Here is a 12804-nt window from a genome sequence, read left to right on the forward strand (position 1 = left end):
CTGGTTGAGGCGTTGATCGTGGCCGACCTGGCCGCTCCTGGAGCGAAGTGGTGCCATTCCGAGCTGGCGGGTTCGGACGGGGGCTAGATCACGGGGGTTGTTTCGGTGACTGGGCCGTGGCGTTGGAGGTCGGCCCAGGCGCGGGCTAGGCGGCGGACCAGTTCGGTGATGACGTCGTGGGGGAAGGTGAATGGCACTCGGATGTGGTTGTCGTGGGCGCCGGTGGGGTCGGTTGCTGATCCTGGTACCGCTTCTACGCCGTGGCGGAGTGCGACTTGGGCGAAGATCTGCGCGCTGGTGTCCGGCAGCGCCACCCACAGAGCCGAGCCGCCGTCTGGGGTTTGCCAGCGCCAGGTGGGGAGCTGTTCGGCCAGCAGGGTTTGCATGTGGTCCAGCCGCGATCGCATTGTTGCGGCGCGGATGGCGGTGATCTCGTCCAGTCTGGGCAGCAGTCGGGCGGTCAACGCCTGGTCGAGGACTGGGCTGCCGAGGTCCGCGCGGACTTTGTAGCGGGCGAGGCGTTCCACGATGGCGGCTGGGCCCCGGACCCAGCCGATGCGCAGCCCGCCCCATACCGACTTCGCGACTGAGCCGACGCTGAGGATCTCGGCATTTCCCCTGGCGAACGCTCCTATAGGGGGCGGTGTGGCGCCGGTGCGGCTGTGGAACCCGCTATAGGCGTTGTCCTCCAGCACCGGCACGTTGAACCGGGCGGCCAGTTCGGCTACCCGTCTTCGCCGGATCGTGGACATCATCCGGCCGGTCGGGTTGTGGAACGTGGGCATCAGGTAGGCCAAGACGGGGCGTTCCTCGGCGAACACGGCCGCCAAACGGTCCGGGAGGATGCCTTCATCATCGAGCGGTACGCCTACCAGGCGTGCACCGGCCGCCCGGAAGACGTCCAGACAACCCGGCCAGCTCGGCGACTCCACCACGACAGTGCTACCTGGCCGCAGGTACATCTGCGCGACCAAGCCGATGACCTGCTGAGCGCCCGTGGTGATGAGTACTTGGTCGGCATCGGTCGGTAGGCCTACCCCGGTGTAGTGAGAGGCGACGGCTTCGCGCAGCGGGGGATAGCCCCTGGGGTGGTAGCCGACATCCGCCATCAGGTCGTTGAGCTCGCCGTCGGCCAGTTCGCGATAGACCTCGGCGAGCTCTGGCGCGGCGGGCTCGATTGCCATCGCCAGGGAGATGATCGGCCCGGGGCCGTCCACCAACCGCTGGAAGATGGAGGTGGCTCGCCCACCCGGGATGCGCCCATGTGAGCCGTTGACCCTAGGTCGCGCGCTGACCCGGGTACCGCTACCGCGCACGCTGTCGACAAGACCCTTGCCGCGCAGTTCGTCATAGGCAGCGACAACGGTGGCGCGGCTGACCGTGAGCAGTTTGGCCAAGTCGCGCTCAGAGGGGAGGCGTTCCCCCGCGGGCAGATCGCCCACCTCGATGCTTTTCGCTACCGCGCCCGCGAGTTTCCGGTAGAGCGGACCGCCCGCGGTGGTCCAATCACCGAGCAACTCCACCAGGCTGTTCGCGTCGGAGAGGCGGTCCATGATCATTAAGGTACCGGTCCGGGCCACTGGGAAACCGGTCCACTTCCGCCGTGATTGGACTGGACTGGGCCCGCGCATGCCGGTATGCGGCCCGAAAGGGGCCTCGACGGCCATCGCGGCGGAGTTCGGACCGGTGCCCGCGCCGTCGACCCGGGGTGCGGGAAATGCGGTATTGGTCACATTGTCGTCGTTTAGCGCGACCTGGGAATCAGCGTTCGGGAATCCGCTCGACCGGCTCGGTGAACGCCATTCAAGGGGATCGTCCCGGTTATCCGAATATTTCTTCGACACCTCGCCCGCGGCCGGGGCGCCACCGCGCACTTCGCCCGCTCAGGTCCCTGGGCTGCGGGAACCGGCGGCGGTGGGGTCGGTTCCGGTAGGTCCGAGAATCGCCATTGCCCGGTCGGGCGCCGACAATTCCGACGGTCGAACCGACCCCCACCTGGCGACCGGGTGGCCGGGCTGACAAGATCGACGCCGTGCCGAACCCGACCCCGAGTCCCGCACCCAGCCAGACGTCCGTCCAGCGCGCCGTGACCGTCCGGTTCACCCGCGTCCCCGACCAGCCGGTGATCCCCGCTCAAGCCGTGCCGGTGAAGGCGCCGCGCGCCCAGGAGCCCCCGGTCGACCTGTTCGCCCCCTTCCGGCCGGTCGAGCCCGAGGCCCCCGCCCCGCCCGCGCTCACCGACGCGGCGGCTGCTCAGGCCTTCGCGCCGGTGGAGCAGCCCCCGCGGCCCGCCGCTGTGCAGCCCCCCGCCGCTGTGCAACCCATGGCCGCTGTGCAGCCCATGGCCCCGCCGCCCGCGCCTGTGCGGCCCGTGGCCCCGCAGCCTGCCCCCGTGTCGCCGCAGCCAAGGCCGGTCGCGTCTACGCAGGTAGTTCCACCCGCGCCGTCTCCGTTCGCCCCGCCCGCGGCTCCCGAGGCCCCGGAGTCGCTATCGTCGAGGCTGAACCCCGCGCACCTCGCACCCACCGCGCCGGTGGGCCCGCGGTCCACCGGGCTGGAGTCGCTGTCGGCCCGGATGTCTCCGGTTGCGCCATCAGTGGCAGATGCGCCTGCCGCGCCCACAATGCCTTCACCCGCTGCGCCTTCACCCGCTGCCCGCAGCGCCGAAGCCGTCGTCGCACCAGTCGCGCCTATCGCGCCGAGCCCGGTGGCCCCGGCGCCGCTCCCGCCACAGGCTCCTTCGCCCGCTCCGGCTCCAGTGGCTAAGAAGCCCGAGCAGAAGCCTCTTGTGCGGCGGGTGGTGCGGCGGATTATCGGGCCGAGCCTGCTGCAGCGCCGCGACTGATCCCGCCGGACGGCGTGAGGTCCTCACCGGAGTGAAGAACGCCTGGTTGGTGGGCTGTTCACCGCCACAGACGGTGGATGCACGCTGGCTGAACGTTGCCCGAACAGGCCTATCGCGGGGTCGTTCGGCGATCTAGTTTCAGCCGGCAGTGTTGGGCAGGGTTGTGTGGATGAAGGGGAGTTGACGTGCGCTCACGTCCGCGACGTCTCCTCGGTGGATTGGTGGTGACCACTCTCGCGGCGTCCGTCGTCGCGGTGGTCTCCGGCCAGTCCGCCGCGGCTGTCGGGTTCGCGCCAGGGAACATCGTGGTGGCCAGGGTGGGGACCGGTGACGCCGCGCTGAGCAGCGCGGCCACGGCGGTCTTCCTCGACGAGTACACGCCTGCGGGCACGCTGGTGCAATCGGTGCCGCTGCCCACCGCCGCGGGCGCGGGCAAGCGCCTGACGCTGAGCGGGTCGGCGACCTCGGAAGGGGCTCTTGCCCGCTCCGCCGACGGCCGCTACCTGACCTTGGCCGGCTACGACGCCGACCCGGGCTTGGCAAGCGTCGCCAGCACCAACTCCGCCGCGGTCAACCGCGTGGTCGGCAGGGTCGACGGCTCCGGCACGGTCGACACCACCACTACGGTCACCGACACCTTCAGTGCCAACAACGTGCGTGGTGCGGCTACCGACGACGGCAGCCGGTTCTGGGTTGTTGGCGCTAACGGTGGCGTTCGCCTCGCGGCCCTCGGCTCGACAGGTACCTCTACCCAGATCAACTCCGCCAACCCGACGAACCTGCGTGCCGCGGTTGTTGCGGGCGGGCAGCTCTACGTCAGCACCGGTAGCGGCACCACCGGCGTCTACACCGTCGGCGCTGGTCTGCCGACCACCGGCGGACAGACTCCCGCCTTGACCGTCCCCGTCGCGAGCCCTTACGCCGTCGCGGCGCTCGATCGCGATCCGGCTGTTCCCGGCGTCGACACCCTCTATGTCGCTGATGACTCTGCCGCGGGCGGCATCTTTAAGTTCTCCTCCGACGGCACTGCTTGGACCGCGCGCGGCTCGTTCCGCCCGTCCAACAGCGCTGTCCGTGGTCTCACCGGCGAGGTCACCGGGTCCGGCGTGACCCTCTTCGCCACGACCACCAACAACGTGCTGGTCAAGGTCGACGACACCGCAGCTTCCGCGGCTCCTATCGCCGCTGCCTCGACCGTGCTGCGCACCGCGGCCACCAACACCGTGTTCCGCGGTGTCGCGCTCGCCCCGGCGTCGTCCACCACCGCGCCCTCGATCACCGCGGAACCCCAGGACACCGCCGTCGCTTCCGGCGCCACCGCGACCCTTAGTGTCACCGCGTCCGGCACCGGCCCGCTGACCTACCAGTGGTACAGCGGCACCTCGGGCAACACGGCCAACCCGGTCAGCGGCGCCACCAGCGCGTCGTTCACCACCCCGGCGCTGACCGAGTCCGCCAGCTACTGGGTCCGCGTCTCGGGCCCCGGCGGGCAGGTCGACAGCCGCACCGTCGCGATCAGCATCTCGGGCAACACGAACACAGCGCCGACCATCTCCGCCACGCAGGAACTGGCGCTGACCGTCGCGGACCCGGACAACCCACCCGCGGTGCGCACTGTGACCGTTGGCGATGCCGAGACCCCGGCCAGCGGGCTGACCGTCACCGTCACCAGCAGCGCCCCGGCGATCGTGACCGGCGGCGCTACCGGCACCGGCGACGTCCGCACCCTCACCTTCACCCCCGCCGCGGTTGGCCGCGCGACGCTGACCATCACTGTGTCTGACGGTGTGCTCACCGCCTCGACGACACTGCCTGTCGCTGTTTCCGCTGCCTTGCCCGCGGGCCAGCGCAGCTACTACGGCGCCAGTGACGCCAGCACCGCGATCGACCTCGGTGGTGGCGCGATGGTCGTGTCCGACGACGAGACCAACGTGCTGCGCGTCTACGACCGCGAGCACTCGCGTTACCCCGCGCAGTCCTTCGACGTCCGCGCCGCCGGGCTCGCGCTGCGCGACACCGACGTGACCCGCGAGATCGACATCGAAGCCGCAGCTCGCACCGGCGACACGATCTTCTGGATCGGCTCGCACGGCCAGAACTCTTCGGCCAAGACCCGTCTCAATCGTCAAGAGCTGTTCACCACCAAAGTGACCGGTACGGGCACTGGTGCGTCTTTCGCGCTCGGCGGCAGCTACCAGACCTTGCGCGACGACCTCATCGCGTGGGACCACGCCAATGGTGACACCCTCGGCATCGCCGCCGCCGCGACTCGCGCCCCCGAGGGCGACGGCGCCGGTGGCGCTACCGGCGTGAACATCGAGGGTGCCGAGTTCGCCCCCGATGGCACGACCCTGCTGCTGGCTTTCCGCGGCCCGCTCACCGGCGACGGCAAGGCCATCGTCATCCCGGTGACCAACGCCGCCGCGCTCGTCACCGCCAACCCGACCACCGGCGTCACCGCCTCGTTCGGCACCGCTCTGCGGTGGGACCTCGGCGGCCGCGGCGTTCGCGAGATCCGGCGCAACGCCGCCAACCAGTACCTGATCATCGCGGGCCCGTCGAGCGCGGGCACCGGCGCCGCGGGCGAGTACGCCTTCTACAGCTGGGACGGCGACGCCACCCACCAGCCGCTGCCGCGCTCGGGCTCGCTCGACGCGTTCAGCCAGGTCGGCAAGCCCGAGGCCATCGTGGACGTGCCGAACCCGCTGACCGACACCGCCACCGTCCAGGTCCTCACCGACGACGGCGACACCGTCTTCTACGGTGACGGCACCATCGCCAAGGAACTCCCGCAGTGGCAGCGCAAGGCTGTTGGCGCCACCGTCGCTGTTGGCGCCGCCCCGGCATGCACCTCGCCGGTAGGCACTATCGGCTCTGTTCAGGGCACCGGAGACATCACGCCTAAGAACGGTCAGACCGTGACCATTCGCGGCACGGTCGTCGGCGACTACGAGGGTGCTCAGCCCGCGTTGCGCGGCTTCTACCTGCAGGACGGAGGCGACGGCGACCCCGCCACCTCCGACGGCGTCTTCGTGTTCGACAACGGCGCCAACCTGGTCTCCAATGGCGATGTCGTCCAGGTGACCGGCACCGCGTCGGAGTTCCAGGGCCAGACCCAGATCACCGCGACCGCTACCGGTGTTCAGCCGTGTGGCACGCAAGCCGTGGTCACCCCGACCTCGGTGACCCTGCCGCTGCCTAACGCCACCGACCTGGAGCGGGTCGAGGGCATGCTGGTGAAGGTCGCGCAGACTCTTACCGTTACCGAGCACTTCCAGCTCGGCCGCTTCGGCCAGGTCGTGGTGTCTTCCGGTGGCAGGCTGCAGCAGCCGACCTCGGTCATCCGGGCGACCGACCAGGCGGCCGTGCAGGCCAAGCAGGCGGCGAACAACCTCAACCGGCTGATCATCGACGACGCCACCAACGGCCAGAACCCCGACCCGATCGTCTTCGGCCGGGCAGGCCAGCCGTTGTCCGCGCAGAACACGCTGCGCGGCGGCGACACCGTCACCGCGCCGGTCGGTGTGCTCACCTACACCTGGGCGGGCAACGCGGCCAGCGGTAACGCCTACCGGCTGCGTCCCATCGGCGCGCTCGGCGGCACCGCCGTGTTCGACGCGGTCAACCAGCGGCCGACAGCACGTCCGGACACCGGCAACGCCACCGTCCACGTCGCGGGCGCGAACCTGCTGAACTTCTTCAACACCTACACCGGCTGCAAGCTGGGCACCCAGGGCGCGGTAACCGACTGCCGCGGCGCGGGCGACGACACCGAGTACCAGCGCCAGCTGGCCAAGGAGGTCGCTGCGATCCGCTCGCTGGACGCCGACGTCACCGGTGTCATGGAGCTGGAGAACGACGGCTACGGCCCGGGCAGCGCCATCCAGGCCCTGGTGGCCGCGCTGAACGCCGCCGAGGGCTCGACCGTGTGGTCCTTCGTGGACGCCGACGCCGCCACCGGCGTGGTCGACGTGGCCGGGACCGACGCGATCAAGGTGGCCGTGCTCTACCGCGCCGACCGGGTCACCCCGGTCGCGGGCGCCACCTTCGTCGACCAGAACCCGGTCTTCGAGCGGCGGCCGGTCGCGCAGACCTTCGCCACCGCCGACGGGTCCCGGTTCACCGTGACCGCCAACCACCTCAAGTCCAAGGGCTCCTGCCCGACCAGCGGTCCCGACACCGACCAGGGCGACGGGCAGAGCTGCTGGAACGTCCGCCGCACCGCGCAGGCGACCGAGTTGGCCCGCTGGCTGCGCGAGATCGTGGTGCCCGCCGCGGGCGACGAGGACGTGCTGATCGTCGGCGACCTCAACTCTTACGCGGGTGAGGACCCGATCGCGGTGCTGGAGGCCGCGGGCTACGTCAACCTGCCCAAGGCCTTCGGCGGCGCCGAGGCGTACTCGTACGTCTTCGACGGCCAGTGGGGCTACCTCGACCACGCCCTCGCGTCGCGGTCGCTCGCCCCGCAGGTGACCGGTGCGGGCGAGGCCCACACCAACGCCGACGAGCCGTCGGTGCTCGACTACAACACCGACTTCAAGACTCCGGGACAGGTCCAGTCGCTCTACGCGCCGGACCGCTTCCGCACCAGCGACCACGACCCCGTGCTGGTCGGTATCCGCCCCGGTAGCCCTGCCGCGATCTCCGGCACCCCGACCCCGGCGACTGTCGGCGAGGCGTACTCCTTCGCCTTCGGTCTGAGCTCCCCGGCGGCCGTAACGCTCGCTGCGGGCACATTGCCCGCGGGGCTGTTCTTGAGCGAAGAGGGCGTCATCAGCGGTACGCCTACCGAGGCTGGTGACCGGACCTTCACGGTTCGCGCCACCAACGCCTATGGTTCGTCGGACGCCGTCGCCACCATCCGCGTCGCCAAGGGCTCAAGCTCGACGACGTTGACAGCGACCCCCAACCCGATCGCCGCAGGCGCCGAGTTGACCCTGTCCGCGCGCGTTGACTCTGCCGTCGGTGCTGCGGGCGTGGTGACCTTCCGGGACGGAACCACTGTCCTGGGTCAGGCGTCGTTGGCTGACCGCGTAGCCACTCTGCGCACCACGCTGGCGGCTGGCTCCCACGTGATCACCGCTTCTTACGCGGGTTCGGCCGCGCTTGAGCCGTCTGAGTCCTCGCCGGTCACTGTGTCGGCTTTGGCGCCGGTCACGATCGACGGCACCTTGCCAGACGGTCGGGTTGGCTCGCCCTACACGGGCGCATTGACCATCACCGGCTCGCCGCAGACCGTTAGCGCTACCGGTCTTCCGCCGGGTCTGTCGATCGGGCAGAACGGCCGAGTGACAGGCGTGCCTACCGCCGCTGGCACGTTCGCTGTGACGGTTACCGCCACCAATGCGGTGTCCACGGTGACTAAGCAGTTCCAGCTGCGCATCACCGCGGCCACCACCAGCACCACGGTCGTCGGCGACCCCAGCCCGTCCACCATCGGTGGCGCTGTCCGCTTCACGGCCCGCGTCTCCGGCCCGGCGGGCACGACCCCCGACGGCACCATCCAGTTCGTTGTGGATGGTCGCCCGCTCGGTGCCCGTGTCGCGCTCGTCGGCGGTTCCGCCACCAGCCAGCCGGTCGCGAACCTGACCATCGGCCAACACCAGGTCCGAGCCGACTACAGCGGCTCCGCCTCGTTCGCCGCCAGCGCCGCGACCAGCACCCACCAGGTCCAGTTGGGCGTCAAGTTCCTGGCCCCGACGGGCCCGGTCCGCGCCGGTGACCTGGTGCCGGTCCGCTTCCAGCTGACCGACGCCAACGGCACCCCGATCCCGCAGCTGGCCTCGGCTCTGCTGCTGCTCAGCGGCCGCGTCTCCGTCTCCATCGACGGGGTCCAGCAGTTGCGCGCCACAACCCCGCTCTACGACCCCTTCAGCGACAGCTTCGTGCTGCTGTGGAAGACCGCCAAGCGCCCCACCGGCCAGTCCACCATCACGGTGTCCATCACCTACCCGGACGCCCCGACCCAGCGCACTCCGCTGCGCGTCACGTTGAGCTGATCCACCAGCAGTCCGATGGGGCGCACCCGGCGCGGGGTGCGCCCCATCGGCGTTTCCGGACGCCGACGGCGTGCGCTTCGACCTCGACTTGGTCGAGCAGCGTGCGTTCGGCAGTGGACTGAACTACGCGCGTTATCAGACCCAGTGAGGCGTGGTGTTCAGCCGCCTCGGCCCTCCACTGGCGGAGCCGAGGCGGCTGATCGTTCTACCAGACTGAGTTGATGAGTCCTGTCCCAAGCCGGATCTGGTCGAAACCGTTGCCGTCGTTGTCGTCGGTGTAGGCGAGGATGATCTGCCCGAACGGACTCACTGCCACCGCCGGCTCCGTTTGGCTCCCGGTCACAACTGTGTGGACCTTGATGCGCGGGAGGCGGCCGGTAGTACTGCCGTTGGGGTTCAGGCCCTGGGCAAAGATGTCAGTGGCTTCAGCCCAGTTCACGACCACTGCGAGCTGGTCGTCGATGCCCACCTGCGGGTCCGTTCCAGGCAGGAGCGTGTCGGTGGTGGCCCGCGCAGCGCCCGCCGCGGTGAACGAGCGCACCCCCACCTGGGCGTCCGACTCCCACGCGATCGCGAAGTCGCCATTGAAGTTGGCGGCCACGGAGGGATGGCGCTGCTGGCCCGCAGTGGTCACGTTGGCGACGCCTTGGGCGAGTTTGACCGCTCCTGCGGGGGTCACGATCTTGCGGCCGACGTTGAACGAGCCGTTGGCGTCGCCGTCCTCGGTCCAGGCGACGATGGCGTTCCCGGGGGCACCCATAGCCACGTCCGGGGTTTGGTGCGTGCCGCCTGCGTTGTTGACCTGAACCTCGTAGGTCTTGGACGTGATGGAGGCGAAGCCGGAGAGGCGAACAGTGGGAGCGGCGGTGCCTTGCTGGTCTTCGAAGGCCACAGCGAATCCGGCGCCGTCCGGGTCCGCCGCTACAGACGGGTTGAGTTGCTGTCCGTCAGCGCTGGCGTTCGCGGTAGTGCTACCTGTCACAGTTCCCGCTGCGTTCACTGCGCGCACGGCGATGTTGTAGTACCCGTTGGCATCAGGGTCTTCTGACCACACCACGACGGCGCTGCCGTCCTCGTGCAGGGCAACGTCTGGCTGGACGTGACGCCAGTTTCCTGTGCCGCCAGCGGAAAGCTTCTTCTCGTACAAGGAAGCACCGTCCCTATAGAGACGGAGGTAGACCTCACTGTGGATTGGGTCCCCGGGGTTGGTGGCGTCGCGATCGTCCTCCCACACAACAGCGGTGTAGCCGGTGCGGACGGTGGCGATGGCGGAGTTGTCTTGGTCGCCGGTGGAGGCTGAGTTGGCGGTTACCCAAGTGATGTCAGCGGGGGTAGTGCCATCTGCCAAGGCTTGGCCCGCGAACAGAACGGAACAAACGGCGGTAGCGCCCGCCACGACTAGTGCACGCATGGTTCTCCTGTTCACGGTGCCTGAAGTCCGGGGTTGCCTGCCTGGATGACGTAGCTCTGCACGGTCTTGATCGGGTAGTCCCGCACAGTCACCTTGTCTAGCACGCGGAAGTCGACGTTCATCTGCGTCGGGGTGGTTACCGTTCGCACGTAACCGCGCTGGTTCTTGTGGAACTTCACGTGCGGGTTGAGGCTGGACGTGCCGGTGTCGGCAGCGTTGCCGTCGCCGCCCGAGGTGATCGACGTGGTGACCAGTTCGGTGCCGATCACCTTGTTCTGGGTGGCGTAGTTGTCCATGATGTTCGACGCCCAATGCCGGTGGACATCGCCAGTTAGCACTACCGGAGTATTGCCACGCGCTTGCCAGCCCGCCTGAATCCGACCCCGGTTGGCGGTGTAGCCGTCCCACGAATCCATGCTCTTAGACCCGTCGGCGGCCGCCAGCTTCTGCGCGAAGAACACCTGCTGACCAATCAGGTCCCATGTCCCCAACCGCTGGCCAAGACCGTCGAGCAACCACGACTCTTGCCCTGCCCCGGTCAGCGTGCGCCCAGGGTCATCCGCCGCCGGGCAGACCTTGGTGCCATCACCGCAAGCCTGGTCATCGCGGTACTGACGGGTGTCGAGCATGTGCAGCGTGGCAAGGCTGCCCCACCGCAAACGCCGGTAGAGCTGAAGGTTCGCCCCGGACGGGGCCTGCGCCGAACGCAACGGCATGTGCTCGTAGTAGGCCTTGTACGCCGCCGCGCGCCGCGCTGCGAAGTCGCCAGCGGGGGAGCTGTCAGCGCGGATCAGGTTGGCGTAGTTATTTTCAACTTCGTGGTCGCGCGACGTGAGTCAGCGAACTACAGTTGACGTGGCGTCTACCAGCGAGGATACGACCATGAGCGCACCGACACCCCGGAAGCGGCGCAGGTTCAAGAAGCAGGACAGCGAGCGGCCAGAGGTGGTTCCGTTCATCCCGGATGGGGATGCCGCGCTGTGTTACGTCCGGCAGTCGCATTTCACGGATGAGAGCACGTCAGGTGCTACTCAGGCGAGGGACACGCACCGGTGGGCGAACGCGTACGGGGTGCCGATCGTGGCCACTGTCGAGGACCTTCATGTGTCCGGTGATCTGGAGCCGGAGAAGCGTGGAGGGCTTAAGGCGTGGCTATCGGATGCACCTCCGAAGCCGTGGAAGACGTTGATTGTCTCCAAGTTGGATCGGCTCGTGCGGAATGTCGTGGATGCCCTGAGGTTGCTTGAATGGGTGCGGGCGCGCGGTAAGCGCCTGATTTGTATCGCTGAGGGTATCGACTCCAGTAACTCCATGGCCGAGTTCTTGATCACGTTGATCGCGGCATTTGCTCGCATGGAACGTGAGCGGATGCGGGAGCGCTTCATTGACGCCAAAGCGCGTCTCAAGGAAGCGGGTCGCTGGGGTGGAGAGGGGCACGTCTACGGCACGATGCCGGTCGAACTTCCAGGTGGCGGCTGGATTCTGGGGCTGGACCAGTACGCGGTCAAGGTCCTGCACTCCCTGTCCAAGATGGCAAGGGAGGGAAAGATGCTCACTGAGATGCGCGATTGGCTCACGGATAACAAGGTCCTGGCGCCACGAAACCGCCAGATGGTGTTGGCCGCGCAGCGGAGAGGGGAAGACGTAGCAAAGGTCCAGCTTAAGGAGCATGGCTGGAGCGTTACTGTAATTCGTCGCGTTCTGGCGAACCCCGATCTGGTCGAGTTCGGGATCTTGGAGCCCGCCGAACAAGCGGAGATCATCGCTCGACTTGATGAGCGGGCGATGCGGAAGAAGCGTGGAAGTAACAAGCCGTACGGGTTCTCTGGTGTGCTCGTATGCCCTGAATGTCTTGAACCGTTGTGGCATCGGATCGCGCATCACGATCGAACTCTCTCGGATGGGCGCGCAGTCGAGTATCAGTACAACTACTGGCAGTGCCCGTCAAAGAAGCACGGCCCGGCCATGCATGCTGAACAGATCGAGCCTGTAGCGGAGCAAGCCTTCTACAGGATCTTCGCGATGGTCCCTGTTCGGGAGCGGGTGATCCTGCCTCCCACCACTCATGCGAATGAGATTGCGAAGCTGGAACGTGAGTATGGAAAGATCATGTCGGGGGTTGCGCGGGCCAAGTCGGCGACCGACCGTGGCCGCATCATGAAGGATGGCGAGAAGATTCTCGCCGATATTGACACGCTGAGGGCGCTTCCGATCGACCCGGGCGGGGTGCAGTGGGTTCCGACGGATCGGACGTGGCAAGAGGAACTCGCGGGACTGTCGTCGGAGGATCGGCGGCTACGATGGCTGGAACTTGGCTTCACTTTCGCCGTGCAGAAGCGCTATGACGGGTCATGGTCGGCGGGGTGGCGCTTGCCGGACGGGTGGCAGGAGTCGATGCCGGAATTGGCCAAGTGGTACGACCGCAACACCGGCGCCACCGTGGATGTCGCCGACCTACTGATTCAGCCTCCCGCCGAACAGGAACAACTGAAACCCCACCAGGACTGACCACCGCTGGCCTCCATAAAGAACCCCTCTCGTCCGGGCGA

The 12804-nt window shown here is 68.2% G+C and carries 4 protein-coding genes and 1 pseudogene; 2 read left to right on the forward strand and 3 right to left on the reverse strand.

Annotated features, from left to right (window positions below):
- Window positions 1-83: 83 nt before the first annotated feature.
- Entirely contained in the window at window positions 84-1553 is a 1470-nt protein-coding gene (locus LV75_RS19290) for an aminotransferase-like domain-containing protein (protein WP_253888340.1), read from the reverse strand.
- Window positions 1554-3069: 1516 nt separating this feature from the next.
- On the opposite strand from LV75_RS19290, the gene LV75_RS19295 reads away from it, so the two are divergent.
- Window positions 3070-8844: an ExeM/NucH family extracellular endonuclease gene (locus LV75_RS19295; RefSeq protein ID WP_253888341.1), complete on the forward strand. Its 5775-nt coding sequence runs from the start codon at window positions 3070-3072 to the stop codon at window positions 8842-8844.
- Window positions 8845-9049: 205 nt separating this feature from the next.
- Here LV75_RS19295 and LV75_RS19300 read toward each other — a convergent pair whose 3' ends face one another.
- Both LV75_RS19300 and LV75_RS19305 read right to left on the reverse strand, forming a co-directional pair.
- Window positions 9050-9991 carry a hypothetical protein gene (locus LV75_RS19300; protein ID WP_253888342.1) on the reverse strand — a complete coding sequence of 314 codons (942 nt, stop codon included), beginning with the start codon at window positions 9989-9991 and terminating at the stop codon, window positions 9050-9052.
- A gap of 275 nt (window positions 9992-10266) precedes the next feature.
- Window positions 10267-11067 (reverse strand): annotated as a pseudogene (locus LV75_RS19305) (alkaline phosphatase D family protein); the annotation flags it as partial.
- A gap of 70 nt (window positions 11068-11137) precedes the next feature.
- Here LV75_RS19305 and LV75_RS19310 point away from each other — a divergent pair.
- The gene (locus LV75_RS19310; RefSeq protein WP_253888343.1) at window positions 11138-12763 is read left to right on the forward strand and encodes a recombinase family protein; all 1626 of its coding nucleotides are present in this window, start codon (window positions 11138-11140) and stop codon (window positions 12761-12763) included.
- Window positions 12764-12804: the final 41 nt, after the last annotated feature.

The organism is Actinokineospora diospyrosa (assembly GCF_024171925.1).
Taxonomy (GTDB): domain Bacteria; phylum Actinomycetota; class Actinomycetes; order Mycobacteriales; family Pseudonocardiaceae; genus Actinokineospora; species Actinokineospora diospyrosa.